The sequence below is a fragment of the Microbacterium sp. NPDC055502 genome, from assembly GCF_053643635.1.
This window is the reverse complement of sequence record NZ_JBSHKJ010000002.1, coordinates 189,451-213,721: the sequence shown is the minus strand read 5'-3', so window position 1 is coordinate 213,721 and position 24,271 is coordinate 189,451. Positions and strand designations below refer to the sequence as shown.

At 72.1% G+C, this 24,271-nt stretch carries 26 protein-coding genes; 13 read left to right on the top strand and 13 right to left on the bottom strand.

Annotated features, from left to right (window positions below):
- Positions 1–70: 70 nt before the first annotated feature.
- Positions 71–1,735 carry a SulP family inorganic anion transporter gene (locus tag ACWH95_RS12015; RefSeq protein WP_454120710.1) on the bottom strand — a complete coding sequence of 555 codons (1,665 nt, stop codon included), beginning with the start codon at positions 1,733–1,735 and terminating at the stop codon, positions 71–73.
- A 343-nt stretch (positions 1,736–2,078) separates the two neighbouring features.
- Between ACWH95_RS12015 and ACWH95_RS12010 the strand changes: the two genes are divergently transcribed.
- Positions 2,079–2,480 carry a RidA family protein gene (locus ACWH95_RS12010; RefSeq protein WP_136035634.1) on the top strand — a complete coding sequence of 134 codons (402 nt, stop codon included), beginning with the start codon at positions 2,079–2,081 and terminating at the stop codon, positions 2,478–2,480.
- Positions 2,481–2,482: 2 nt separating this feature from the next.
- Here the strand turns inward: ACWH95_RS12010 and ACWH95_RS12005 are convergent, their stop codons facing one another.
- Genes ACWH95_RS12005 through ACWH95_RS11985 form a run of 5 tightly spaced genes read right to left on the bottom strand, consistent with a single transcriptional unit; the run spans position 2,483 to position 6,532 of the window.
- Positions 2,483–3,559, bottom strand: coding sequence for a DNA polymerase IV (locus tag ACWH95_RS12005; RefSeq protein ID WP_454120709.1), 1,077 nt, complete (start codon positions 3,557–3,559; stop codon positions 2,483–2,485).
- A 49-nt stretch (positions 3,560–3,608) separates the two neighbouring features.
- Positions 3,609–4,001 (bottom strand): DUF1304 domain-containing protein, encoded by a 393-nt coding sequence (locus tag ACWH95_RS12000; protein ID WP_136035636.1) that lies wholly within the window; start codon positions 3,999–4,001, stop codon positions 3,609–3,611.
- A 40-nt stretch (positions 4,002–4,041) separates the two neighbouring features.
- Positions 4,042–4,926 carry a CPBP family intramembrane glutamic endopeptidase gene (locus ACWH95_RS11995; protein WP_378822704.1) on the bottom strand — a complete coding sequence of 295 codons (885 nt, stop codon included), beginning with the start codon at positions 4,924–4,926 and terminating at the stop codon, positions 4,042–4,044.
- Entirely contained in the window at positions 4,923–5,648 is a 726-nt protein-coding gene (gene trmB / locus ACWH95_RS11990) for a tRNA (guanosine(46)-N7)-methyltransferase TrmB (RefSeq protein WP_136032587.1), read from the bottom strand. Before trmB ends, ACWH95_RS11995 begins: the two co-directional genes overlap by 4 nt.
- 44 nt (positions 5,649–5,692) lie before the next feature.
- Complete coding sequence (locus ACWH95_RS11985; RefSeq protein WP_454120708.1) at positions 5,693–6,532, bottom strand: DUF3097 domain-containing protein; 840 nt, start codon at positions 6,530–6,532, stop codon at positions 5,693–5,695.
- A gap of 122 nt (positions 6,533–6,654) precedes the next feature.
- Here ACWH95_RS11985 and ACWH95_RS11980 point away from each other — a divergent pair, with 122 nt between their 5' ends.
- From ACWH95_RS11980 to ACWH95_RS11965, 4 genes are all read left to right on the top strand, one after another.
- Entirely contained in the window at positions 6,655–8,676 is a 2,022-nt protein-coding gene (locus tag ACWH95_RS11980; protein WP_366626845.1) for a TPM domain-containing protein, read from the top strand.
- Between the two features lie 59 nt (positions 8,677–8,735).
- On the top strand, positions 8,736–9,482 hold the full coding sequence (locus ACWH95_RS11975; RefSeq protein ID WP_136032592.1) for a PspA/IM30 family protein: 747 nt from the start codon (positions 8,736–8,738) through the stop codon (positions 9,480–9,482).
- A 66-nt stretch (positions 9,483–9,548) separates the two neighbouring features.
- Positions 9,549–10,352: an arginase family protein gene (locus ACWH95_RS11970; protein WP_454120707.1), complete on the top strand. Its 804-nt coding sequence runs from the start codon at positions 9,549–9,551 to the stop codon at positions 10,350–10,352.
- Entirely contained in the window at positions 10,349–10,792 is a 444-nt protein-coding gene (locus ACWH95_RS11965) for a Fe-S oxidoreductase (protein ID WP_240744603.1), read from the top strand. The genes ACWH95_RS11970 and ACWH95_RS11965 overlap by 4 nt, the downstream gene beginning before the upstream one ends.
- A gap of 1 nt (position 10,793) precedes the next feature.
- Here ACWH95_RS11965 and ACWH95_RS11960 read toward each other — a convergent pair whose 3' ends face one another.
- Genes ACWH95_RS11960 through ACWH95_RS11950 form a run of 3 tightly spaced genes read right to left on the bottom strand, consistent with a single transcriptional unit; the run spans position 10,794 to position 12,503 of the window.
- Entirely contained in the window at positions 10,794–11,264 is a 471-nt protein-coding gene (locus tag ACWH95_RS11960) for an SIP domain-containing protein (RefSeq protein ID WP_136032596.1), read from the bottom strand.
- A gap of 52 nt (positions 11,265–11,316) precedes the next feature.
- Positions 11,317–12,030: a tyrosine-protein phosphatase gene (locus tag ACWH95_RS11955; RefSeq protein ID WP_136044549.1), complete on the bottom strand. Its 714-nt coding sequence runs from the start codon at positions 12,028–12,030 to the stop codon at positions 11,317–11,319.
- Positions 12,027–12,503 carry a carboxymuconolactone decarboxylase family protein gene (locus ACWH95_RS11950; RefSeq protein WP_136036868.1) on the bottom strand — a complete coding sequence of 159 codons (477 nt, stop codon included), beginning with the start codon at positions 12,501–12,503 and terminating at the stop codon, positions 12,027–12,029. Before ACWH95_RS11950 ends, ACWH95_RS11955 begins: the two co-directional genes overlap by 4 nt.
- Positions 12,504–12,680: 177 nt before the next feature.
- On the opposite strand from ACWH95_RS11950, the gene ACWH95_RS11945 reads away from it, so the two are divergent.
- The 6 genes from ACWH95_RS11945 to ACWH95_RS11920 all read left to right on the top strand — a co-directional run bounded on the left by ACWH95_RS11945 (position 12,681) and on the right by ACWH95_RS11920 (position 18,637).
- The gene (locus ACWH95_RS11945) at positions 12,681–13,607 is read left to right on the top strand and encodes an alpha/beta fold hydrolase (RefSeq protein WP_454120706.1); all 927 of its coding nucleotides are present in this window, start codon (positions 12,681–12,683) and stop codon (positions 13,605–13,607) included.
- 92 nt (positions 13,608–13,699) lie between these two features.
- Positions 13,700–15,220, top strand: a complete 1,521-nt coding sequence (locus ACWH95_RS11940) for an ABC transporter substrate-binding protein (RefSeq protein ID WP_136036870.1) — start codon at positions 13,700–13,702, stop codon at positions 15,218–15,220.
- An 18-nt stretch (positions 15,221–15,238) separates the two neighbouring features.
- Complete coding sequence (locus ACWH95_RS11935; RefSeq protein ID WP_136032606.1) at positions 15,239–16,189, top strand: ABC transporter permease; 951 nt, start codon at positions 15,239–15,241, stop codon at positions 16,187–16,189.
- Positions 16,186–17,055 (top strand): ABC transporter permease, encoded by an 870-nt coding sequence (locus tag ACWH95_RS11930; RefSeq protein ID WP_136032608.1) that lies wholly within the window; start codon positions 16,186–16,188, stop codon positions 17,053–17,055. The genes ACWH95_RS11935 and ACWH95_RS11930 overlap by 4 nt, the downstream gene beginning before the upstream one ends.
- Positions 17,052–17,843, top strand: coding sequence for an ABC transporter ATP-binding protein (locus tag ACWH95_RS11925; protein WP_136044552.1), 792 nt, complete (start codon positions 17,052–17,054; stop codon positions 17,841–17,843). Before ACWH95_RS11930 ends, ACWH95_RS11925 begins: the two co-directional genes overlap by 4 nt.
- Entirely contained in the window at positions 17,840–18,637 is a 798-nt protein-coding gene (locus ACWH95_RS11920; protein WP_206251444.1) for an ABC transporter ATP-binding protein, read from the top strand. Before ACWH95_RS11925 ends, ACWH95_RS11920 begins: the two co-directional genes overlap by 4 nt.
- Positions 18,638–18,640: 3 nt before the next feature.
- On the opposite strand, the gene ACWH95_RS11915 is transcribed toward ACWH95_RS11920, so the two are convergent.
- The 4 genes from ACWH95_RS11915 to ACWH95_RS11900 form a co-directional block, all read right to left on the bottom strand.
- Complete coding sequence (locus ACWH95_RS11915) at positions 18,641–19,258, bottom strand: GNAT family N-acetyltransferase (RefSeq protein ID WP_136036873.1); 618 nt, start codon at positions 19,256–19,258, stop codon at positions 18,641–18,643.
- A 4-nt stretch (positions 19,259–19,262) separates the two neighbouring features.
- Entirely contained in the window at positions 19,263–19,979 is a 717-nt protein-coding gene (locus tag ACWH95_RS11910) for a uracil-DNA glycosylase (protein WP_454120705.1), read from the bottom strand.
- Positions 19,979–20,761: an SDR family oxidoreductase gene (locus tag ACWH95_RS11905; RefSeq protein ID WP_168442850.1), complete on the bottom strand. Its 783-nt coding sequence runs from the start codon at positions 20,759–20,761 to the stop codon at positions 19,979–19,981. Before ACWH95_RS11905 ends, ACWH95_RS11910 begins: the two co-directional genes overlap by 1 nt.
- A 63-nt stretch (positions 20,762–20,824) precedes the next feature.
- Positions 20,825–21,427, bottom strand: coding sequence for a hypothetical protein (locus ACWH95_RS11900; protein ID WP_136036874.1), 603 nt, complete (start codon positions 21,425–21,427; stop codon positions 20,825–20,827).
- 208 nt (positions 21,428–21,635) lie between these two features.
- Between ACWH95_RS11900 and ACWH95_RS11895 the strand changes: the two genes are divergently transcribed.
- The gene (locus ACWH95_RS11895; protein WP_136036875.1) at positions 21,636–22,958 is read left to right on the top strand and encodes a bifunctional o-acetylhomoserine/o-acetylserine sulfhydrylase; all 1,323 of its coding nucleotides are present in this window, start codon (positions 21,636–21,638) and stop codon (positions 22,956–22,958) included.
- 106 nt (positions 22,959–23,064) lie between these two features.
- Positions 23,065–24,270 (top strand): homoserine O-acetyltransferase MetX, encoded by a 1,206-nt coding sequence (gene metX / locus ACWH95_RS11890; RefSeq protein WP_454120704.1) that lies wholly within the window; start codon positions 23,065–23,067, stop codon positions 24,268–24,270.
- Position 24,271 lies beyond the last annotated feature (1 nt).

The following is a 24,271-nucleotide window of genomic DNA, read 5'->3' as shown; positions in this document are numbered from 1 at the left end:
TGAGGGACCGCGGCCCCGCCAGATCAGCGCCGCGCCGTGTCGGCCCGCCGCGGCCTCTCCCTTGCGCGGGTCAGCGGTCGTCGCGGGCGTCGTCCGGGTGCACGTCGCCCTGCACGCCGCCGGCGGTGCCCACCCCGATGTCGACGGTCGCGTGCACCCGTCCCTGCCGTTCCAGTCCCGCGAACCAGGGCACCCGCCCGGCGACCTCCGCCGCCCCGTCAGGCAGGGCCGCGACGTGCATCGTCACCCCCCGCTGCGCGAGCTCGCGATCCAGTTCCTCCAGCGCGTCGAGCACGGTGATGGACACCGCCGTCTGCTGCTGCAGCCCGAGCACCACCGCGGTCACCGGGGGCTGCAGACCCGCGACGGTGTCGAGCACGAGCCGTTCGTTCGCGAGGGCGTTCGCGGTGTACAGTCCCCGCTCCAGCTCGATCGCGACCACGGGACCCACGCGCGTCGTCACGCGCACCCGCGGCACGTTCAGCTCGCGCAGCACCAGGATCAGCGTCACGACCACCCCGATCGCGACGGCCGGGAGCAGCCCGGCCGTCAGTCCGATCACCGCGACCGCGGTCGCGATCCAGAAGTCCGTGCGGCTGATCCGGAACCAGCGCACGAGCTGCGGCACGTCGACCAGTCCGACGACCGCGATGAACACCAGCGCGGCGAGGGTGGCCTCCGGCAGCAGGCTCAGGACCGGGCCGAGGAACAGCGCCACGAGCACCGCGAGAACCACGGTGACGAGCGTCGCGAGTTGGGTGCGCGCCCCGGCGCCCTGGTTCACCGCGCTCTGGGAGAAGCCCCCGGCGGCCGGCATCGCGGCGAAGAACGAGCCGACCGTGTTGGCCGCGCCCGTGGCGAGCAGCTCCTGGTCGCTGTCGATCGGAGGCTCGGCGGGCCGTCGCAGGCTGCGGGCGACCGCCGCCGACTCGAGGAACGCCATCACGGCGATCGCGAGGGCACCGGGAACGAGGACGGGAGCCTGTGCGAAGTCGGGCACCCCGGGCACGGGAAGGCCGCTGGGGACCGGTTCGATCAGATCGACGCCGAGCCGGTCGATGTGGCCCAGGCCCACCAGGAGGATGCCTCCGAGCACGACCACCAGGGCGCCGGGGACCCGGGGGAGGAAGCGGCGGCACAGCAGCAGCACCGCGATCGATCCGGCCGACAGCAGCACGGTCGCCGGGTTCACACTCGCCGCCGCCTCGCCCACGGCGACGAGCGACCGCAGGAAGCCGTGTCCGGAGAAGTCGAACGTCTCTCCCAGGAGTTTCGGCAGCTGCCCGACGGCCACGGTCGCACCGACCCCGATCTTGAGCCCCAGCACGGTCGCCCCGCTGATGTTCTCCACCAGGCTCCCGAGGCGGCACAGCCGCGCCAGCAGCAGGATCGCGCCCACGAGGAGCGTGAGCATCATGAGCGAGCCGAGGGCGTGGTCCGACCCCGCGGCGACCCCGGCCGAGACCAGGGTCGTGGCGGTCAGCGTGGCGATGGTCGACGTGGTCGACACGCTCATGGCGCGACTGCCGCCCAGTGCCGCGTACACCAGCATCGGCACGATGCACGTGTAGAGGCCCACCTGCACGGGGAGGTTGGCGATCGTCGCATAGGCCATCGCCTGCGGCACGACCACGGCTCCCGCGGCGAGACCGGCGACGATGTCGCCCGTCACCCATCCGCGTCGATACCCGTCGAGAGTGCTGAGCAGCCAGGGCGGCCTGCGCCTCGCGCCCATCCGTTCTCCCTCCACCGTGAGGGAAGCGTACTGCGGTGGACCGACGCGCCGCGCGCTTCCGGCCGGGCCGCCCCGCCGATCACCCGGGTGAACTCGCGCGCCACCCGGTGCGGCAGCGCTCCCACCGCGAGTATCGTCCCACCGTGCCGCCGAAGTCCGACGGCACCGACGTGCTCGATCTCGCGATCGTCTGGGGCCCTCTCGAAGGGCACGGTCGTGGGGGCGCGAACCCCGCCGCGCGCCCTCACGGTCCGTGGACCATCCGCACGCTCCACGGTCGGCCGACGTGGCAGCGGACCCGGGTCTGAATGCCGATGTCGGTGGCCGGGAGGAGGATGCGCGCATGCAGATCACACTCACGCAGCCGGCCGGCCTCGTGGCCAGCCCGGCCTTCAGCCATGTCGCGGTCGTGCCTCCCGGGGCGACGACCATCTACGTCGGGGGCCAGAACGGCGTCGACGAGTCCGGTGCCGTCGTCTCGACCGACGTCGGCGAGCAGTCCGTGCGCGCGGTGCAGAACGCGCGGGTGGCGCTCGAGTCGGCGGGCGCGTCGCTCGACGACGTCCTCAGCTGGACGATCCTGATCCATCAGGATGCCGATCTCCGCGCCGCGTACGGTGCCGTGGCACCCACGCTGGCGCGCGAGGGGGCGCCGCCGCTCGTGACCGCCGCCCTCGTGGCAGGGCTCGGCGTCCCCGGCGCCCTGATCGAGGTGAGCGCGGTCGCCGCGGTCATCCGCGACTGAGGTCAGAGGCGGCCGCGCACGGGGGTACGCTCCGCCGTGTCCGGGGTGTCCGGCGGCGTCATCTCCGCCCGCACGCCGAGCAGCCGCACCTCCCGCGCGGGGTCGAGGGTGGCGCCGAGCCGCAGGGCCTCCGCCACCACCTCGTCGCGGCGGGTGGCGGGGGCGGGCAGCTTGTGGCCGAAGGTCCTCGTGTCGAACGGGGCGTAGCGCACCTTGAGCTGCACGCGAACCACCGCCCGTCCCTCCTCCGCGCAATCGTCGAACGCCTGTCCGGCGAGCTCCCGGAGCGCCGCCTCCACCTGCTCGGGCGTCGTGAGGTTCTGCTGGTACGTGGTCTCCCGGCTGTGGCTGCGGGCGACCCAGGGGGTGTCGTCGACCGCGGTGGGCCCGAGCCCGGAGCCGAGGCCGTGGTACCACACGCCCATCCGCGGCCCGAATTCGGCGATCAGCTCCTGCTCGTCCGCGTCGGCCAGCTCGCGCACGGTCGTGATGCCGTGCCCGGCCAGACGCTTCTGCACCTTGGGGCCGATCCCCCACAGCTCTCTCGTCCCGCGCTCGCCCATCACCTCGAACCAGTTGTCGGACGTGAGGCGGAACAGCCCCCGCGGCTTTCCGAACTCGGTCGCGATCTTGGCGCGCACCTTGTTGTCCCCGATGCCGACCGAGCAGTGCAGTGCGGTCGCCTCCCGCACCGCCGCCTGCGCCGCCCGCGCGACCCCTTCCGGGTCGTCGGTAGAGACACCGAGGAAGCACTCGTCCCAACCGAGCACCTCCACCACCACGCCCGGCAGCTCCCGCAGCGCCGACATCACCGCATCCGACGCCCGCTCGTACTCCTCGTGGTCGACCGGCAGGAACACCGCGTCCTCCGGCGCCTTGCGCGCGGCGATCTTCAACGGCATGCCCGAGCCGATCCCGTAGGCCCTCGCCTCATAGGAGGCGGTGGAGACGACCGCGCGTTCGGTGGGGTCGCCGCGCCCGCCGACGATCACGGGTCGACCGGCGAGCTCGGGGCGGCGCAGCACCTCGACGGCGGCGATGAACTGGTCCATGTCCACGTGCAGCACCCACTCGGCCATGCACCGAGTGTGGCGGCTGCGCGCGGGAAAGTCACCCCTCGCGCCGGGCTCAGCCCAGGGCGAGCCCGACCGCGGTCGCGAGCACGGCGAGTAGCGGCAGGGTTCCCTGCATCGCCGCGGCGCGTGCCTTCGAGCGATCGGAGAGCACCAGCACGAGGGCCGCGGCCAGCATCATCCCGGTGCCGGCCAGCACGAGCGTCACGCCCACCGTGACGGCGCCGACGATCACGAGCCCGATGCCGAGCAGCGTCGTGAGCGCCAGGAACAGGTTGTAGAAGCCCTGGTTGAACGCGAGCTGCTTCATGGTCACGGCGTCGGCCTCGCTCGCGACGCCGAAGATCTTGCGGGTCTCCGGCTCGGTCCAGCGCAGGGATTCGAGCGCGAAGATGAAGACGTGGAAGGCCGCAGCGGCCGCGGCGAGGACGAGTCCGACGATGAGCACACCCGATTGTCCCGTCACGGGGCGCGGCGGGGCAAGCCGCTCACACGAGGAAGACCGGCAGCAGCCCGGGGTTGTGGGCATGGACGAGGACCGCGAACACGACGGCGTCGAACAGCAGGTGGACGGTCACCACGTAGGCGAGAGAGTGCGTGCGGAGGAAGATGAAGCCCTGCAGCAGCGCGAACGGGATGGTCAGCAGCGGCCCCCACTCGCGATAGCCGAGCTCCCACAGGAACGACACGAACACGATCGACTGGAGCACGTTCGCCAGGGCGTCAGGGAAGTGCCGCCGCAGCAGGGCGAAGACGGTGCAGATGAAGAACAGCTCGTCCCAGATGCCGACCGCGCCGACGCCGACGAACAGGCGGGCGATGAGGTCGGGCGTGTCGACCACCGGCCAGTTCTGGTAGACGCCGCTGGTGATGAAGTAGTACGGCAGGATCAGCCAGCCCAGCACGAGCACGGCCACCAGCCAGCCCCACTGGAGCCGCCCCCAGCGCCGACCCGTGCGCCACGGGAACGAGATCGCCCGGTCGCCGTACACGAAGCGGGAGATCAGGTACGGCACGGCGACCGCGCCGCCCAGCGCGAGGGTGAAGCGCAGCATCGCGAGGTTGTCCAGCTCCGCGGCGAGCGGGATGACGCTCACGATCAGCATGCCGACCGCGATGAGCGACAGGTCGCGCGCGAGCGACGGGGTCCGTCGCCGCCCGTCCTCCGGCACCGCGCCAGCCTCCGTCGCGTCCGTCCGTCGGACGTTCCCCGAGCGCTCCGCGAACCACGCCGCAGCGACCCCGACCGCGAGCAGCAGCCACCCGAGCCAGGGCAGTTCCAGCACGAAGAACGCCGGAGCCGCGGCGCACACGAGCGCGGCCGCCACCACGCCGCCCGCACGGAGGGAGGTGGCCGTCGCGGGCAGGGTCACGCGCGCGCCCGCCGACGGTACACGAGGTCGCGGATGTCGCGTCCCTTCGCGATGCCCTTCCGCTCGAAGGCCGTCATCACGCGCCCGTCGAAGCGCTCCGCCCACTCACCGTCGAACGCGCGCTCGAAGAGCGGATCCTCGTCGAGCACCTCGCGCATCTGGAGCGCATAGTCCTCCCAGTCGGTCGCGAGCCGCAGCAGACCGCCGTCGCGCAGCGCCCTGGCCGCGGTCGCGCCGAAGCCCGCACGGACGAGGCGGCGCTTGGTGTGCCGCTTCTTGTGCCAGGGGTCGGGGAAGAAGATCCACACCTCGCGCGCGGCACCCTCGGGCAGGTACGACGACAGCACCTCCGGCGCGTTGGCCTCGACCACGCGGAGATTGCGCGCGCCCTCCCGGTCGGCATCGAGCATGGTGCGCGCGAGTCCCGCCCGGAACACCTCGACCGCCAGGAAGTCGTCGTCCGGGCGGGAGGTCGCGGCGGCGACGATCGCGTGGCCCTGGCCCGAGCCGATCTCGACGTACAGGTCGGCGTGCCTGCCGTACTCGGCCGCGGGGTCGAGCCGTGCTTCCGGGTGCACCGAGGTCCAGGCCACGTCGCGCGGCACGTCCAGCAGGTACTGCGGGCCGAGCTCGGCGAAGGCGCGCTCCTGCGCGTCGGACATCCGGCCGCTGCGGCGCACGAAAGACACCGGTTCGTCGCGGAACGTGCGGGGTTCGGGCATGGTTCCAGGGTAGCCGTCGGCGCTCCGCCGCCCGGACCGGAGCGCTAGCCCGCCGGCTCCGTGACGAAGTCGATCAACTCCTCCACACGGCCGAGCAGCGCGGGTTCGAGGTCGCGATACGTGGTGACCTTGGACAGGATGTGCTGCCAGGCACGCGTGGTGTCGGCCTGGGTCTCGTGCGGCCATCCGAACGCCCGGCAGATGCCCGTCTTCCAGTCCACGCCGCGCGGGATCTCGGGCCACGCCGCGATGCCCAGCGCCCGCGGGGTGACGCACTGCCACACGTCGACGAACGGGTGGCCGACGATGCGCACGTGCCGACCGTGGGGTCCGCGGGCCACGGCCTCGGCGATGCGCGACTCCTTCGATCCCGGCACGAGGTGGTCCACCAGCACGCCGTAGCGCCGCTCGCGGCTGGGCGGCTCGGCGGCGAGGAGCTCGTCGAGCAGGTCGACGCCCTGCAGATACTCCACCACGACGCCCTCCACCCGCAGGTCGGCGCCCCACACCTTCTCGACCAGCTCGGCATCGTGGCGTCCCTCGACGAGGATGCGGCTGGGAAGCGCGGTCCTGGCGCGCTGGTCGGCGACCGCGAACGAGCCGGAGGCCGTGCGTCGCGGTCCCTGCTCCTTCGCGGCGGGGACGGTCAGCCGCACGGGCGCGCCGTCGATCAGGAAGCCGCCGCCGAGCGGGAAGAGTCGCTTGCGCCCCTTCCAGTCCTCGAGCTCGACGGTGCCGCCCTGCACGCGCGTCACCGCGCCGCAGTAGCCGTCCGCGGCGACCTCGACCACGAGGTCGATCTCGGCCGGGACGATCGGCACCTGCTTCGCTCCGCGTTCGCGCCAGCCCGACGCCAGCACATCCGATCCGTACCTGTCGTCCATGCCCTCCAGCGTATGTGTCTCCGCTGACGGCGAACGGCGATGCGCCCCGCGGCGCTGTCGCGTGTCGTACCCAGTGCATAGACTCGTGACATGGGGCTCGGCTGCCGGTCGGAGGGAACACGATGACGAAACGGTGGCTTGCGCTGGCCGCGCTTCTGCTGGCCGCGATGATCGGGACGTTCAGCACGTCCGCCGCCTCCGCCACCGATCCGCTCACGCTCGACGCCGGGTACGTCACCGATCAGGCCGGGGTCCTGAGCCCGTCCGAGAAGAGCACGGTCGAGACCCGCTTGCAGGAGCTCTCGGCCAACTCCTCGGCCGACCTCTTCGTCGTCCTCGTCGACGACTTCACCAACCCCTCCGACAGCGCGGACTGGGCCGACGCGGTGGCGTCGGCGAACAACCTCGGCCCGTCGCAGTACCTGCTCGCGATCGCGGTCGACGGCCGCAGCCTCTACATCTCCGCCGACTCCTCCGGTCCGCTGAGCAACAGCCAGCTCGACGGCATCGAGAACGACATCGCACCGCTCGCGGGAGCCGGGGACTGGGCGGGCGCGATCACCCTCGCGGCCGACCGGATCCAGGGCGACGGCGGCGCGGGTGCCCTGCGGGTGACGCTCATCGTGGTCGCGGTCGTCGTCGTGCTGCTGCTGATCTGGCTCGTGGTCTCGCTCGTCCGCCGTGCGCGGCGCAACGCCGCCATCCGCGAGCGCGGCGCGATGCCCGAGACCCCCGACCCCGCCGACCCGTTCTCCACGCTCACCGACGCGCAGGTCGAGCAGCAGGCCGGTGCCGCGCTCGTGCAGGCCGACGACGCCATCACGTCCAGCCGCGAGGAGCTCGGCTTCGCGGTGGCGCAGTTCGGCGACGGGGCGACGGCCGAGTTCACGCGCGCGGTCGACGAGGCCAAGGCGAAGATCGCGGAGGCGTTCGACCTGCGGCAGAAGCTCGACGACGAGATCGAGGACTCCGTCCATGACCGCCGGGCGTGGCACATCCGCATCATCCAGCTCGCCGACGAGATCGACCGCGTGCTCGACGAGAACACCGAGGCGTTCGACGCACTGCGCCAGCTGGAGCAGAACGCGCCGCAGGAGCTCGAGCGCGTGCGCGGAGAGCGCGCCGCACTGACCCCGCTGCTGCCGACCGCCGCCTCGTCGCTCGCCGCGCTCTCGGCCGCGTACGATCCGGCCGCGTTCGCCACGGTGGCCGACAACCCGACGCAGGCGCAGGAGCGTGCAGCCCTCGCCGACCGCTCGATCCAGGCTGCCGAGCAGGCGATCGCCGCCGGGCGATCGGGCGAGGCGGCGTTCGCGATCCGCACCGCGGAGCAGTCCGTGGCGCAGGCCGGCCAACTGGTGCGGGCGATCGTGGCGCTCGGCACGGAGCTGTCCGCCACGCAGCGGGCCGCCACCGCCCTGGTCGCGGAGCTGCAGTCCGACCTCGCCGCCGCCGCGCAGCTGCCCGACCCGTCCGGCGCGATCGCCGCCGCGGCCTCCGCCACCGCCCAGCAGCTGCAGGTCGCGCAGGCCGATCTGACCGGCACGGCGAAGAATCCGCAGCGCGCACTCGACGCGCTCACGGCCGCGAACACGCAGATCGACGCCGCGCTCGCGCAGGGGCGCGAGGCCGTCGACCGCGCGCGCCGTGCGCAACAGCTGCTCGAGCCCACGCTGGCCCAGGCGAACTCCGAGATCCGCGCGACGAGGGAGTTCATCGAGACCCGCCGCGGCACGGTCGGCTCCGCCGCGCGGACGCGCCTCGCGAGCGCCGAGGCCGCACTCACGCAGGCGCTGAGCCTGCGCACGACCGACGTCGAGCGGGCACTCGCCGAGGCGACCAGGGCGCTCGACCTCGCCAGACAGGCGACCGCGGCGGCCGAGTCCGACGTGCGCTCGTACGGCCCGACCGTGGCCGCCGACGACAGCTGGGGCGGGCTCTTCGGCGGCTCGACCGGCTCGGGCGGCTCCGGCATCGGCGGCGACATCCTCGGCGGGATCATCGGCGGACTGCTGGCGGGCGGCGGGGGCGGGTCCTCGCGTCGCAGCAGCAGCGGCTGGCGCTCCTCCGGCGGCGGCGGTTTCCGCAGCTCCGGCTTCGGAGGCGGAGGCAGCCGCGGACGCTCCGGGGGGCGACGCTTCTGATCCCCCGCACAGACACGTACGACACGCTCTTTACGACGACCCTCTGAAAGGAACCACGCATGACCGCCAAGCAGTCCATCTTCGGACGGATCTCCACCCTCGTCCGCGCGAACATCAACGCCCTCCTGGATTCTGCGGAAGACCCGCAGAAGATGCTCGACCAGCTCGTCCGCGACTACACCAACAGCATCGCCGACGCCGAGTCCGCCATCGCGGAGACCATCGGCAACCTGCGTCTGCTCGAGCGCGATCACGAGGAAGACGTGCAGGCCGCCACCGAGTGGGGCAACAAGGCCCTCGCCGCGAGCCGCAAGGCCGATGAGATGCGCGGTGCCGGCAACACCGCCGACGCCGACAAGTTCGACAACCTCGCCAAGATCGCCCTGCAGCGCCAGATCAGCGCCGAGCGTGAGGCGACCGGCGCCGAGCCGCAGATCGCCGCGCAGACGGAGATCGTCGACAAGCTCAAGACCGGCCTCAACGGCATGAAGGACAAGCTCAACGAACTCAAGAACAAGCGCAGCGAGCTGCTCGCCCGCGCCAAGGTCGCCGAGGCGCAGACCAAGGTGCAGGACGCGGTGAGCTCGATCAACGTGCTCGACCCGACCAGCGAGCTGGGCCGCTTCGAGGACAAGGTCCGCCGCCAGGAGGCCATCGCGCAGGGCAAGGCCGAGCTGGCCGCGTCGAGCCTCGATGCGCAGTTCGAGAGCCTGGAGGACCTCGGCGAGCTGACCGAGGTCGAGGCGCGCCTGGCCGAGCTCAAGGCCGGGGGCGCTGCTCCCCGTCAGGCACTCGAAGGTTCCTGATCCCTCGCTGATGCCCCGGGCCGCGTGCCCGGGGCATCAGCACTTCCGCTGTCGAGAGGTCTTCCCATGGTCCGCTTCCTCGTCGTGCCGCAGTGGCAGGGTTCGCCCGCCGCGCGGGCGATGCTCCTGGTCGACGGGGCGTCGGCGATCGCCGGCGATCTCCCGCGCGCGGCGACCACCGTGCTGGAGGTGCCCGTCGAGGCAGGCGAGTCCCTCGGGACGGGGGTGCGACGCCTCAGCGCCCTGCAGCGGACGCGCGAGCTGGTGCGCGAGCACCTCACGGCCGACACGGTGCTGATCGGCGGCGACTGCAGCATCACGGTCGCGGCACTCGACGCGCTCCCCGGGGGGACGGACGATGTGGCGGTCGTGTGGTGCGACGCGCATGCCGACCTGCACACGCCGGAGACCTCCCCGTCCGGTGCCTTCTCGGGCATGGCGCTGCGCGCGGTGCTCGGCGAGGGCGAGGAGCAGCTCGCGCTGTCCCCCGGTGTGCCGCGGGAGCGCGTGGTGACCGTCGGTGTCCGAAACATCGACGACGCCGAGGTCGATCCGCTCGCCGCGCTCACCGGTCTGTCGGTCGCCGATCTCGACGATCCGGACGCACTGGCCGCCGCGGTGCAGGCCACGGGCGCCCGCCGCGTGTGGGTGCACATCGACGTCGACGTGCTCGACCCCGCCGCCTTCGCCGGAGTGTCCTCCGCGGTGCCGTTCGGGGTGTCTCCCGCCGCCCTGAGCGCCGCCATCCGCCGCCTGCGGGAGAGCATCCCGCTGGCCGGGGCGACGATCGCCGGCTTCGCGCCGCGGTCCCCGGCCGACGCGGTCGACGATCTGGGCGCGCTGCTGCGCCTGGTCGGAGCGGTCGCGTGACGCCGCCGGAGGGCTGGCAGGACGAGGCCGCCGAACGGCTGCGCCGCGGGCGGCGTGCGGATCGTCGCATCCCCGCGTTCCTGCTGCGCTCCCCCATCAGCCGCCTGGGCTACGCCTGGGGCACAGCCGTCGGCTGGCTCTGGGGCTCCCTGTGGAGCACGGGGCGGGTCGAGCGACGCAACGGCCTGTGGATCTTCCGCGGCATGCCCTCGTGGACGTTCAACCGTGGCGGTGTGTGCGTCGGTGGCTGCTTCCTCACCGGTGACGAACCGCCGAGCGACGCGGTCCTGCGACACGAGGCGGTGCACAAGGAGCAGTGGCTGCGCTACGGGTTCCTGATGCCGGTGCTGTACCTGTTCGCGGGGCGCGACCCGCTGCGCAACCGCTTCGAGATCGAGGCGGGGCTGGAAGACGGCAACTATGTCCGTCGTCCGCGCTGAGTCAGCGCGCGATCGGCAGGAGGCCGAAGCGCTCCGGTGCGTGGATCAGACCGGGGGCGATGCCGAGGGCGCCGGTGAGGTGCTCGACGATGTCGGCCGTGCCGAGGTAGCCGCCCAGCAGCGTGACGTGGGTCTCCACCTCGTCGTCGCACATCATCTCGTCGGCCCAGGCGCAGGTGGCACGGGCGAGCGCCTGTCCCGCCGTGCAGGCGCGACCGCTGCCCGGGGCTCCAGAGCGCTGTCCGCGCGCGAGCCAGGTGACCGTCATGCGACCGGGTGCCTCGATCACGCCGATGTCGGACACCTCGGGCACCTCGATGAAGATGCGACCGGAGGCGCACAGGGGCAGCGTGGCCAGGAAGGCCTCGAGCTCCGCGAGGGAGTGCTCATCGGCCGTCACCAGGTGGTGGGCGCGGCGACGCGCGGCACGACGTGCAGCGCGGGCTCCGCGGATCTCGAGCGAGGTGGTCATGATGGCTCCATGCTACACCAAGTGAAGGCTTGCCTAACCTTCCTCCGCGACCTCAGTCGATGGGCTCGACCAGGGCGGCACGCAGGGCGTCGAGCTCGCCCTCGGTCATGCCGTTGGCGCGCAGGTATCCCGCCGCCGAGCCCCAGCGCTCATCGACCTGCGCGAGCAGCCGTCGCATGACGTCGGCGGGCGACTGCGTGGCGAGGGCCACCGCGTGCACCGCCTCCGGGTGCTGTGAGCGCAGATACTCCGCGATGCGCCGCGAGCGCTCCGGCGGCAGCTGAGACTCGGTGAGCGCGTAATCCGCGATCACCGCCTCCCGATCGGCGCCGACGGCCGACAGGGCGAGCGCGACGGTCACCCCGGTGCGGTCCTTGCCCACCGTGCAGTGCACCAGGGTCGGGTCGCCGGCGGCGATGATGCGGACGGCCTCCACCAGCCGGTCGCCGCTCTCCTCCAGCAGGTGAAGGTACAGGTCGTCGAGGCTCACGTCCGACTCGAAGAAGGAGCGGACCGACCCGAGGAAGAGCGGCAGGTGCGTCGTCTCCGGCCCGTCGATCTCGCTCGGCTCCGCGGCGACCTCCTCCCCGTCGCGCAGATCCACGATGCGCGCCACGGCGTCCCGCAGGACAGCCGCCCCGGCGGGCGTCGCGGTGGAGAGCTGACCGGACCGCAGCAGCACACCCGAGCGGATGCGCCCGCCTTCCGCCGGCATCCCGCCCACGTCTCGGACGTTCGAGACGCCCTCGACGTCGAGAACGGTCATGACGCGGCCGGTGCGGTGCGCGGCGGCACCGGGTAGCGACCGGCGATGACGATGCGGTTGAACGCGTTGATCGATACGCAGGCCCAGCTCAGCGCGGCGTACTCCTTCTCGGTGAAGACGCTGCCGACCAGGTCGTACACCTCATCGGAGATACCGTCCTCCGCGATGAACGTGAACGCCTCGGCGAGCTCGAGCGCCGCCCGCTCCCGGTCGCTGAAGACGCCGCTCTCGCGCCACACGGGGATCTGCGTGAGCGTGTCGGCGTCGATCCCGGCGGCGGCCGCGCGATCGACATGGATGCGCGTGCAATAGCTGCACCCGTTCAACTGCGAGCAGTGGATCATGACGAGCTCCTTGAGCCGGTCATCGATCCCGTTCGCCGCACAGATGGAGCCGACCGTCTTGGAGAACGCGTCGAGGGCCTGATACGCAGCCGGCTCGGTCTTGGAGAGATGCACGCGCTGTTCGGTCATGCCTCCATGATATGGCGCGGTCGAGGCGCAGCGACCGGCGAGCGCGCACACCCGGAAATGCAGAAGACCAAGCTACTCGCCATGATGCTCATCGAAACAAGAAGTAATCGACCGTAGCTTCTTGTCACAATGCTCTCGCATTTCCGCGTCGGCGTGGCAGGGGCGCAGAATAGCCCCGTGGCGATCGACACCAGCGAGTTCACCTATCTTCCCGCACAGGCCGAAGCGCTCGGCGTCCCCCTCCCGGAGGTGCAGCGCCTGACACTCCCGCTCGCGGACGGCCGCGCCCTCAGCGCCCTCCGGTTCGGCACGGGCGAGCCCCGGATCACGCTCCTGCACGGGGCCGGGCTCAACGCGCACACGTGGGACACGACCGCGCTGGCCCTGCAGCAGCCGGTGCTCGCGATCGACCTCGCCGGTCACGGCGACTCCTCGTGGCGCGACGACGCCGACTACACCCCCCGCGTGCTCGCCGCCGACGTGGCCGCCGCGCTCGACGCCTGGACGACCCAGCCGCAGGTGGTCGTCGGCCAGTCCCTCGGCGGGCTCACCGGCGCCGCCCTCGCCGCGGCCCGCCCCGACCTCGTGGCCGAACTCGTGGTCGTCGACATCACGCCGGGAGTGGACGTGACCGCCGGCCCCGCGGCGCTGCGGGCGTTCTACGAGGGCCCGACCGACTTCGCCACCCGCGACGAGCTGGTCGACAAGGCCATGGCGCTCGGCTTCGGCGGCACCCGCCCCGAGACCGAGCGCGGCGTCTTCCTCAACACGCGTGTGCGCGACGACGGCCGGATCGAGTGGAAGCACCACTTCGCCCACCTCGCGGCGCAGGCGCTGTCGGCGCACGACCCCGGCACCCCGGCCGCCCCGTCCGTCCTGCACGAGACCGGCTGGGACGACCTCGCCGGCGTGCGCTCCCCGCTGACGCTGGTCCGGGCGGAGCGGGGCTTCGTGAGCGCCGAGGACGCCGCCGAGCTGCAGCGCCGCCTCCCCGCCGCCCGCGTGGTGGTGCTCGACGCCACCCACAACGTGCAGGAGACCGCGCCCGCCGAGCTGGCTGCGCTCCTGACCTCGCGCACCACGTCGGCGACCGGCGGAATATGACGTTCCGTTCCGTCGCCCACCCCCGCACCTCCCCGCAACCCTAGGCTCGTCCCACCGGCACACAGCACCTGCCGCACCGAGAGGAAACACCCATGTTCTTTCGTCACCGACGCCTCGCGCTGATCTCCGCACTCGCGGCCACCGCCGTCGTGCTCAGCGCCTGCTCCGGCTCCGCAGAGCCCGGACCCTCCACCGGGACCGGCGAGCCCGATTCGAACGCGACGCTGCACGTGGGGCTCGTGCTCGAGCCCACCAACCTCGACATCCGCCACACGAGCGGCGCCGCCCTCGAGCAGATCCTCATCGACAACATCTACGAGGGCCTCGTCAGCCGCACGCAGGAGAACGAGATCGAGGGGCGTCTGGCCTCGGACTACGAGGTGTCGGACGACGGGCTGACCTACACGTTCACGCTGAACGACGGGGTCGTCTTCCACGACGGCACTCCCCTGACCTCCGCCGACGTCGTCTCGTCGTACGAGACCGTGCGCACCGACGCCACCGTGCAGGGCAACGCCGAGTTCGCGTCGGTCGCCTCGATCACCGCCCCCGACCCGACCACCGTGCAGATCGTGCTGTCCGCGCCGAACCAGAACTTCCTGTTCGCACTCACGGGCCCGGCCGGACTCGTGTTCAAGACCGGCGACACGACCGATCTGAAGACCGCGGAGAACGGCACCGGCCCGTTCACGCTCTCGCGCTGGAACAAGGGCAGCACCATCACGTTCGCGCGCAACGACGAGTACTGGGGCGACCCGGTGAGCGTCGCCGAGGTCGAGTTCCAGTACATCCCCGACTTCACCGCCGGCGTGAACGCGGCGCTCGCCGGCGACGTCGACGTGCTCACCGCCGTCGACCCGAACCTCGCATCGCAGCTGGAGGACTCCGGCGACTTCACCCTCACGAAGGGCCGCACGACCGACAAGGCCACGCTCGCGTTCAACAACAAGAAGGCGCCGCTCGACGACGTGCGCGTGCGTGAGGCGCTGCGCCTGGCGATCGACCACGACGCGCTGATCGAGGCCGTCGGAGCCGGCACCCCGCTGTACGGGCCGATCCCCGAGCTCGACCCGGGCTACGAGGACCTCTCCGACGTGATCTCCTACGACCCGGAGCGCGCGAAGGAGCTGCTGGCCGAGGCGGGGCAGGAGGACCTCGACCTCACGCTCACGATCCCCTCGTTCTACGGCACGACCGTCCCGAAGGTGCTCATCTCCGACTTCGACAAGGTCGGCGTGAACCTCGAGGTCGACTCGGTGGAGTTCCCGACCTGGCTCGAAGACGTCTACACCAACAAGGACTACGACCTCAGCTTCGTGCTGCACGTCGAGCCGCGCGACTTCGGCAACTTCGCCAACCCGGACTACTACTTCGGCTACGACAACGCCGAGGTGCAGGACCTGTACGCCCAGGCGCTGGCCGAGGTCGACCCCGACGCCTCGGCGAAGCTGCTCGCCCAGGCCGCCCGCATCGTGTCGGAGGACCACGCGGCCGACTGGCTGTACAACGGCGAGACCATCACCGCGGTCAGCCCGATCGTCTCGGGCTTCCCGGAGGACTCGATCAACTCGCGCATCAACCTGGCGGACGTCACCGTCAGCAGCGCCGACTGAGCGCCCGGTTCCGACCCCGTGCTGCGCTACGCGCTCGTCCGAGGGGCCCTGCTCATCGCAGGGCTCCTCGTGTCGAGCGCGCTCATCTTCCTGACCCTCCGGGTGTTCCCCGGTGACGTCGCCCAGCTCATCGCCGGGACCCAGGCCTCGCCCTCCGAGGTCGAAGCCCTCCGGGAGTCGCTCGGCCTGAACCGTCCCCTGCTCGCGCAGTACACCGACTGGATCGGCGGCATCTTCCGCGGCGACCTCGGCACCTCCCTCCTCTCCGGCGCGTCCGTCGGCGAGGAGCTGCTGCTCAAGGCGCAGGTCACGGTGCCGCTCGGCCTGCTGTCGCTGCTGATCGCGGTGCTCATCGCCGTGCCGTTCGGGATCCTCGCGGCCCTTCTGCGCGGCCGGCGCGGCGGGACGGCGCTCAGCGTCGGTGCGCAGGCGCTCGCGGCCGTTCCGGTGGTCTGGGCGGGCATGATGCTGATCGTGGTGTTCTCCGTGTGGCTCGGCTGGCTCCCGCCGCAGGGCTTTCCGCGCACCGGCTGGTCGACCCCGGGCCGGGCCATCGAGGCGCTGCTGCTTCCCGCGCTGACCATCGGGATCGTGGAGGGCGCGATGCTCATGCGGTTCGTGCGCAGCGCCACGCTCCAGGCCGCCGGTCAGGATTTCGTGCGCACGGCCGCGGCCAAAGGGCTCACCCGCACGCGCGCCCTGATCCAGCACGGTATCCCGGCGGTCGGGCTGTCGATCGTGACGGTGCTCGGGCTCCAGGTCGCCGGGATCATCGTCGGCTCCGTCGTGATCGAGCAGCTGTTCACCCTGCCCGGCATCGGCCGGATGCTGGTGGCCGACGTGGGCACGCGCGACCTGATCAAGGTGCAGAGCGAGCTGCTCGTGCTCACCGGGTTCGTCCTGGTCGTGGGCTTCGTGGTCGACCTGCTGCATCGCGCGATCGACCCGAGACAGCGGGAGGCCGCATGACCCCCCGCTGGCTGCACCGGCTGTGGCAGACCGCGACCGGACGCTTCGGCCTGATCGTGGTCGCCGTCATCGCGCTCGCGGCCCTCGTATCGCTGTTCTGGACGCCGTTCGACCCGCGCGCCTCCGACATCGGCGACCGTTGGCTGCCGCCGGGCCTCCCCCACCTGCTGGGCACCGACGACACCGGGCGCGACATCCTCAGTCTGCTGATGGCCGGTGCCCGCACGACCGTGTTCGTCAGTGTCGGCGCCGGCCTCATCGCCACGCTCGTCGGCATCGCGCTCGCGGCCCTCGGAGCGCTCACCACGCGGCTCGTGCGCGAGACCGTGGCCGTGCTCGTCGACATCCTGATCGCGTTCCCGGTGCTGCTCATCGCCATGATGATCTCGTCGGTCTGGGGCGGGTCGTTGTGGGTCGTCATCTGGGCGGTCGGCATCGGGTTCGGCGTGAACATCGCCCGGGTCACGCGCCCCGAGCTGCGCCGCGTGCAGCAGAGCGACTTCATCCTCGCCGCCCGCGCCTCGGGGCTGACACCGGCGCAGACGCTCGTGCGCCACCTGCTGCCGAACGTGGCCCCGGTGTTCATCGTGCAGCTGTCGTGGTCGATGGCGGTGGCCGTGCTCGCCGAGGCCGGCCTGTCCTACCTCGGCTTCGGCGCCTCGGTGGTCGAGCCGAGCTGGGGTCTGCTGCTCGCCGATCTGCAGCGCTACATCGGCGTGCACCCGCTCACGGTCATCTGGCCGGGACTGACCATCACCCTCACGGTGCTGGCGCTCAACCTGCTGGGCGACGGACTGCGCGAGGCGACCGACCCGACCCTGCGGCACCGCGCCGCCGAGACGCACACCCCGGCGGTGGTCGCGTGAGCCTGGTGGTGGAGGACCTGGTCGTCGAACTCGACGGGCGACGCCTGGTCGACGGCGTGTCGTTCGAGGTGCCCGATGGCGCCAGGGTCGGGCTGATCGGCGAATCCGGCTCCGGAAAGTCGCTCACGGCGCTTGCAGTGCTCGGGCTGCTCCCGGACGGGGCGACCGCGCACGGCAGCATCCGCTGGGACGGCACCGAGCTGATCGGCCTTCCCGACCGGGAGCTCGCGCGGCTGCGCGGCGACGACATCGGCATCGTGTTCCAGGAGCCGCGTACGGCCCTGAACCCGATCCGCACCGTGGGGCGGCAGATCGCCGAGTCGATCCGCATCCACCAGGGTCTCGGGAAGCGCGAGGCCAGGGAGCGCGCGATCGCCCAGGCCGCACGCGTGCGGCTCCCCGACCCCGAGACCATCGTCGACCGCTACCCGCACCAGCTCTCGGGCGGGCAGCGGCAGCGGGTGGCGATCGCGATGGCCCTCGCCTGCCGCCCTCGGCTGCTCATCGCCGACGAACCCACCACGGCGCTCGACGTGACGATCCAGGCGGAGATCCTGTCCCTGCTGCTGGGGCTCGTGGAAGATGAGGGCATGTCGCTCGTGTTCATCACGCACGACCTCGCGGTGCTGGCCCAGGTGGCGACCGCGGGCGTGGTGCTCGAACACGGCAGGGTCGTCGAGGCCGCACCCGTGTCGACCCTGCTCAGCACCCCCGCCTCCCCCGTGACGCAGGGGCTGCTGCGCGATGCGACCGCCACCCTGTGGCGGCCGGAAGGCGGTGCGGCATGAGCCTGATCGAGGCGCGCGGCCTGCGGCGGGACTTCGTGGTACCGAAGCGCACGACCTTCGAGCGCGCGCGGCGGCAGACCGCGCTGGAGCCCACCGACCTCGACGTGGTCGAGGGGTCGTCGGTCGGCATCATCGGCGAGTCGGGGTCGGGCAAGTCCACCCTGGTGCGGCTGCTCCTCGGCCTCGACCGCCCGACCGCCGGAACGGTCGCGGTGGACGGTCGTGCGGTCGACGCCGCGGCTTCCGCCCGGGCGCTGCACTGGCTGCGACGGCAGACCGGGCTCGTGTTCCAGGACCCGTACGCGTCGCTCGACCCCCGCATGACCGCGGGCCAGATCGTGCGGGAGCCCCTGTGGGCCCTGGGCATCGAGGGCGACCACCGGGCACGCGTACGGGAAGTGCTCGCCCAGGTCGGGCTCGAGCCGGACATGGGCGACCGCTACCCGCACGAGTTCTCCGGCGGGCAGCGGCAGCGCATCGCCCTCGCCCGCGCGATCGTGCATCGACCGCGCATCCTCGTGGGCGACGAGCCGCTGTCCGCCCTCGACGTCACGGTGCGCGCGCAGATCCTCGACCTGCTGCGCGAGCTCAAGGCGACCTCCGAGCTGACGCTGCTGCTCGTCTCGCACGACATCGGCGTGGTGCAGAACCTGTGCGACACGGTCGTGGTGATGAAGGACGGCCGCATCGTCGAGCGCGGTGCGACGGCGGACGTGCTGCTGCACCCCGCGCACGACTACACGCGGGCGCTGCTGGCGGCGATCCCGGTCATCCCCGGGCCTGCGGAGGGCTGAGGCTCAGCGGGAGCGGCCGAACAGCGCGCCGCGACGCGGACGGGACGGGCGCAGCGCCCGGCGCAGATACACGGTGCCGAGGTCGCGGCCGAACTTGTGTCCGACGCGTCCCATCCGCCCCGCCTCGACGAATCCGAGCTTCTCGTGCAACCGGATCGACGCCTCGGCCCCGCGGTCGCTGATCACCGCGACCATCTCGCGGATGCCGCGCTGCTCGCACGCCTCGATGAGCGCCTGCAGGAGCGCCGACCCCAGCCCCTTCCCGCCCGCCCCCGGGCCGAGGTAGATCGAGTCCTCGACCGTGTAGCGGTACGCGTTCTTGCCCGCCCACGGCTGCGCCACCGCGTAGCCCAGCACGGCCCCCGATGGCGACACCGCCACCAGGAACGGGAGCCCGAGACGGTCGAGCAGCGCATACTTCTCCCGCCAGGACGGGATCGTGCTGCGGCGCTCGTCGAGCGTGACCGCCGAGTTGCTCACGAAGTGGTTGTAGATCTCGCGCACGTGAGGGAGGTCGGCGGGACGCGCGGGCCGGATGGCGTACGCGAAGACCTCGGGAGCCGGTGCCGGTCGCAGATGGCGCGGCAGCACCCGGCGACGGTCCCCCGGCTCGAACTGCATGCGCTCAGCTTAGGGAGGCCTCCGCCTCGCCCTCCACCCGCCAGTCCACCGGGTCGCCGCCCGCCTCCGCCAGCAGCGCGTTGGCGCGGGAGAAGGGCCGCGAACCGAAGAAGCCGCGGCTCGCCGAGAGCGGCGACGGGTGCGCGGATTCGATCACCGGCGTGTCGCCGAGCAGCGGACGGAGGTTCGCGGCGTCCCTGCCCCACAGCACGGCGACGAGCGGCTGGTCCCGGGCGACGAGCGCACGGATCGCGAGCTCTGTCACCTCCTCCCAGCCCCAGCGGCGGTGCGAGCCCGCCGCGCCCGGCTGCACGGTGAGCACCCGGTTGAGCAGCAGCACGCCCTGGTCGCTCCACGCCGTGAGGTCGCCGTGCGGCGCGGGCGGGAGACCGAGGTCGCTCTCGCGCTCCTTGTAGATGTTCGTCAGACTCCGCGGCAGCGGTCGCACGTGGCGGTCCACCGCGAACGACAGCCCGATCGGATGCCCCGGCGTGGGGTACGGGTCCTGCCCCGTGATGAGCACCCGCACCTCCGACAGCGGCCGCTGGAACGCCCGCAGCACGTTCTCGCCCGCGGGAAGGTAGCCGCGACCGGCCGCCTGTTCCGCACGGAGCCGCTCGCCGAGCGCGGTGATCCGCTCCTGCGCGGGACCCAGAGCCTCCGCCCAGCCCGGATCGATCAGTCCGTCGCGCGCGAGCTCGGCGAGGCCGCGGCCCGCCATCACTCCGCGGTCCGCACGCGCAGCGGACCCCGCGCGAGCAGGTGCTGGGCGGACTGCGCCACCGGGCGCATCGTGATCAGGTCGAGATTGACGTGTGCGGGAGCCCCCAGCGCGTAGGCGATCACATCGGCGACGTCGTCGGCCAGGAGCGGCGCCTCGACCCCGGCGTACACCGCCTCCGCCGCGACCGCGTCGCCACCGAGACGGTTGAGCGTGAACTCCTCCGTGTGCACCATCCCCGGTGCGACCTCCACGACCCGGATGGGCTCGCCGTTGAGCTCCTGGCGCAGGGCCCGCACCAGCATGCCCTCGGCCGCCTTCGCCGCGTTGTACCCCGCCCCGCCCGGATACGCCGTCTGCGCGGCGGTCGAGGTCACGAACACCGTGTCGGCGTGCCCGTCCACCTCGGCCGTCGCGCGCAGGAGGGGCAGGAGCCCCGCGACCAGGCGCTGCGTGGCCAGCACGTTCGCGTCGAACATCCACTGCCAGTCGTCGATCGCGGCATCCTCCACGCGGTCCGTCCCGCGCGCGCCCCCGGCGACCTGCACCAGCGCGTGCAGCGGACCCGAACGCTCGAGCTCTCCGACCAGGGCCGACACGGCGGCACCGTCGGTCAGGTCGCACGCGATCACCGAGGCCCCGGTCTCCGCGGCCAGGGCCCGCAAGCGGTCCTCCCGGCGGGCGACGCCGACCACGTCCCATCCCCGCCCCCGCAGCGCGCGCACCGTCGCCGCGCCGATCCCGGAACTCGCCCCTGTCACCACTGCACGTCTGTTCGCCATGCCCTCCACCGTACGATGTCCTCACCCGATTCCCGAGCGACGATCGCCGTGGTGCCGCGAACGTCAGAACAGCGTGGCGGTGCGCGTGTGCACGGTGCCGTCGCTGGGGCTCCCGGTCGAGGTGACCGTCACGGGGATACCCGAGTTCAGCGGCGTCGGACCGAGGATGCCGAACGTGACGTGGGTGACCCCCTGCCCCGCGACGCTGCCCACGTACGCCAGCGTGTACGTCACGGTGCCGTCGCCGTTGTCGGTCACGCCCCCCGCGGTCCAGGTCGGGTCGGTCGCCGGGAGCGCGGGAACGGACGGGCTCGACCCGCCGGCGTTCGCGATGACGACCGGTTGCAGCGCGCCGACGTCGGCTCGATTCATGGTGACGGTGACCGTGCCGCTGGTGATGTCCGCCACCGGGATCGTGGCCGCCTGCGTGTCGTCGTTGCGCAGCTGGATCGATGCGCCGTAGTACTGCGGGTCCACCCAGGTGCCGCCCTGCATGGTCTCGATCACGAATCGGCCCAGCCCTTCGGCCGACGCCGCCGCGGCCGGCGCGGCGGTCACGAGCGCGATCACCGGCACGGACCAGACCGCGCCCGCCAGCACGGTCCGGCGGGGCAGGCCCCGGGGTTCGTCATCGTGAGCGCCCGCACCGAGATCGTCGACAGTCATGGGGTCTCCTGTCCGCGGGCCCGTCGGCCGCGCCTGGCACGTACGGTAACCGGCACGGCGGCCGAGCGGAAGACCTGCGTCGTCCGCTCGAGGTGAGGAGCGCTGTGTTACGTCACATTTCCCGGCCGCTGTTGACAGCGGGGGAAGTTCCGTACTCTCGCTGCAAGGGCACCAGCCATCCGACTTCCGACCGTTCCAGGGGGAATACATGTCCGCACCCGAGACCTGGCGTTTCGAGACCAAGCAGATCCACTCGGGCGCCGCACCCGACCCGGTCACGAAGGCGCGTGCGACGCCGATCTACCAGACCACGTCGTACGTGTTCGACAACGCCGACCACGCCGCGAACCTGTTCGCGCTGGCCGAGTTCGGCAACATCTACACCCGCATCCAGAACCCGACCCAGGATGTGCTCGAGCAGCGCCTCGCGGCCCTCGAAGGGGGCACCGGCGCCCTCGTCCTGTCCAGCGGCCAGGCCGCCTCGACCTTCGCGATCCTCAACATCGCCCAGGCCGGCGACCACTTCGTCGCCTCCAGCTCGATCTACGGCGGCACCTATAACCTCTTCAAGTACACGCTCGCCAAGCTCGGCATCGAGGTCACGTTCGTCGAGAACCAGGACGACCCCGAGGAGTGGCGCCGCGCCGTCCGCCCGAACACCAAGCTGTTCTTCGCCGAGACCATCGGCAACCCGCAGATCAACGTGCTCGACATCCGCACGGTCGCCGACATCGCGCACGAGAACGGCGTCCCGCTGATCGTCGACAACACGATCGCGACGCCCTACCTCATCCGCCCGTTCGAGCACGGCGCCGACATCGTCGTCCACTCGATCACCAAGTTCCTCGGCGGCCACGGCACGACCATCGGCGGCGTCGTGATCGACGGCGGCCGTTTCGCGTGGTCGGAGAACGTCGAGAAGTTCCCCGGCCTCACCGAGCCCGACCCCTCGTACCACGGCGCCAGCTACACGGCCGCGGTCGGCGACGCGCTCGCCTACATCATCAAAGCCCGCGTGCAGCTGCTGCGCGACCTCGGCTCCTCCATCTCGCCGCAGAGCGCCTGGAACCTCATCCAGGGCGTGGAGACCCTGTCGCTGCGCATCGAGCGCCACGTGCAGAACGCCCAGGAGATCGCCGAGTGGCTGGACGGCCGCGACGACGTCGCGTCGGTCAACTACTCGGGTCTGCCCTCCTCGCCGTGGTACGCCAAGGCGAACGAGTACGCGCCGAAGGGCGTCGGCGCGGTGCTGTCGTTCGAGCTCAAGGGCGGCGTGGAGGCCGGTCGCGAGTTCGTCAACAGCCTGTCGCTGTTCAGCCACCTCGCCAACATCGGCGACGTGCGCTCGCTCGTCATCCACCCCGCCTCCACGACGCACGCGCAGCTCACGCCCGAGCAGCAGCTCACGGCGGGTGTCACGCCGGGCCTCGTGCGTCTGTCGGTGGGGCTCGAGAACATCGACGACCTGAAGGCCGACCTCGACCAGGCCCTCGCCGCCGCGCGCGCCGTCTCGGAGGCCGCCCGCGCCTGAGCGGACCGTCTCGCACGGATGCCCCGGACCACGCGGTCCGGGGCATCCGTCGTCCCCGCCGCGTAACCTGCCGCCGGAGCGTCGCCCGCCAGGCGAGAATGGGGGGATGGACTGGCAGACGACCTCCGAGGACACGGTGCCGTCGGCACCCGTGACGGAGGCCGACGTCCGTCTGCTCCGTGCCCGACCGCCCGCGACCGGCGCATGGCGCGACGGAGACCCCGTGGGCGGGCGCCGCTTCGCCGCCTTCGGGTCGTTCCGCACCGAGAGCGGGGCCGAGCTCCCCGGCATCCGGCTGGCGTACGAGACCTGGGGCGAGCTGAACGCCGCACGGGACAACGCCGTGCTCGTGCTCCACGCCCTCACCGGCGACAGCCACGTGCGCGGCGAGGCAGGAGCCGGACACCCCACGGTCGGCTGGTGGGAGGACATCGTCGGGCCGGGCGCGGCGCTCGACACCGACCGGTGGTTCGTGATCGCGCCGAACATGCTCGGCGGCTGCCAGGGCTCGACCGGACCGGCGAGCATCGCCCCCGACGGCTACGAGTGGGCGTCGCGCTTCCCCTACCTCACGATCCGCGATCAGGTGGCCGCGCAGGTGCGCCTGGCCGACGCGCTCGGCATCGACACCTGGGCGGCGGTGATCGGCGGCTCGATGGGCGGCATGCACGCGCTGGAGTGGGCGGTCACCCATCCCGCCCGCGTCGAGCGGCTCGCCGTGCTGTCCTCGCCACCGGTGACGACGGCCGACCAGATCGCCCTGAACACGGTGCAGCTCGAGACCATCCGCATGGATCCGCGCTTCCAGGGCGGCGAGTACTACGACCTCTCCGACGGCGACGGCCCCCACCGCGGCCTCGCCCTCGCCCGGCGCATGGCCCTGCTGAACTACCGCAGCCCGATCGAGCTCAACCAGCGGTTCCAGCGGTCGTGGCAGTCCGACGTGTCACCGCTCGGGCACGGCGGACGCTTCGCGGTGGAGTCGTACCTCGACTTCCACGGCAACAAGTTCACGCGCCGGTTCGACGCCAACAGCTACATCACCCTGGTCGAGGCCATGAACTCTCACGACGTGGGGCGCGGTCGCGGTGGTGTGGAGGAGGCGCTGCGCGCGGTGACGGCCACGACCCTCGTGCTCGGCATCGACAGCGACCGGCTGTTCCCCGTCGACGGCCAGCAGCGTATCGCCCGCAGCATCCCCACCGTGCTCGACGACGACGCGGTGGTGCTGGCGAGCGACTTCGGCCACGACGGCTTCCTGATCGAGACCGACGCGGTCGGCACGCAGCTGCGACGCCTCCTCGACGCCTGAG

Bases quoted from the DNA above. Each gene is read 5' to 3' on its own strand.
- ACWH95_RS12005 (WP_454120709.1), bottom strand. From the start codon at position 3,559: ATGGCCGAGTGGGTGCTGCACGTGGACATGGACCAGTTCATCGCCGCC.
- ACWH95_RS11900 (WP_136036874.1), bottom strand. From the start codon at position 21,427: ATGACTGTCGACGATCTCGGTGCGGGCGCTCACGATGACGAACCCCGG.
- ACWH95_RS11980 (WP_366626845.1), top strand. From the start codon at position 6,655: ATGACGAAACGGTGGCTTGCGCTGGCCGCGCTTCTGCTGGCCGCGATG.
- metX (WP_454120704.1), top strand. From the start codon at position 23,065: ATGGACTGGCAGACGACCTCCGAGGACACGGTGCCGTCGGCACCCGTG.
- ACWH95_RS11905 (WP_168442850.1), bottom strand. From the start codon at position 20,761: ATGGCGAACAGACGTGCAGTGGTGACAGGGGCGAGTTCCGGGATCGGC.
- ACWH95_RS11950 (WP_136036868.1), bottom strand. From the start codon at position 12,503: ATGACCGAACAGCGCGTGCATCTCTCCAAGACCGAGCCGGCTGCGTAT.
- trmB (WP_136032587.1), bottom strand. From the start codon at position 5,648: ATGCCCGAACCCCGCACGTTCCGCGACGAACCGGTGTCTTTCGTGCGC.
- ACWH95_RS12015 (WP_454120710.1), bottom strand. From the start codon at position 1,735: ATGGGCGCGAGGCGCAGGCCGCCCTGGCTGCTCAGCACTCTCGACGGG.
- ACWH95_RS12010 (WP_136035634.1), top strand. From the start codon at position 2,079: ATGCAGATCACACTCACGCAGCCGGCCGGCCTCGTGGCCAGCCCGGCC.
- ACWH95_RS11940 (WP_136036870.1), top strand. From the start codon at position 13,700: ATGTTCTTTCGTCACCGACGCCTCGCGCTGATCTCCGCACTCGCGGCC.
- ACWH95_RS11970 (WP_454120707.1), top strand. From the start codon at position 9,549: ATGGTCCGCTTCCTCGTCGTGCCGCAGTGGCAGGGTTCGCCCGCCGCG.
- ACWH95_RS11960 (WP_136032596.1), bottom strand. From the start codon at position 11,264: ATGACCACCTCGCTCGAGATCCGCGGAGCCCGCGCTGCACGTCGTGCC.
- ACWH95_RS11910 (WP_454120705.1), bottom strand. From the start codon at position 19,979: ATGGCGGGCCGCGGCCTCGCCGAGCTCGCGCGCGACGGACTGATCGAT.
- ACWH95_RS11955 (WP_136044549.1), bottom strand. From the start codon at position 12,030: ATGACCGTTCTCGACGTCGAGGGCGTCTCGAACGTCCGAGACGTGGGC.
- ACWH95_RS11920 (WP_206251444.1), top strand. From the start codon at position 17,840: ATGAGCCTGATCGAGGCGCGCGGCCTGCGGCGGGACTTCGTGGTACCG.
- ACWH95_RS11915 (WP_136036873.1), bottom strand. From the start codon at position 19,258: ATGCAGTTCGAGCCGGGGGACCGTCGCCGGGTGCTGCCGCGCCATCTG.
- ACWH95_RS11895 (WP_136036875.1), top strand. From the start codon at position 21,636: ATGTCCGCACCCGAGACCTGGCGTTTCGAGACCAAGCAGATCCACTCG.
- ACWH95_RS11930 (WP_136032608.1), top strand. From the start codon at position 16,186: ATGACCCCCCGCTGGCTGCACCGGCTGTGGCAGACCGCGACCGGACGC.
- ACWH95_RS11975 (WP_136032592.1), top strand. From the start codon at position 8,736: ATGACCGCCAAGCAGTCCATCTTCGGACGGATCTCCACCCTCGTCCGC.
- ACWH95_RS11985 (WP_454120708.1), bottom strand. From the start codon at position 6,532: ATGGACGACAGGTACGGATCGGATGTGCTGGCGTCGGGCTGGCGCGAA.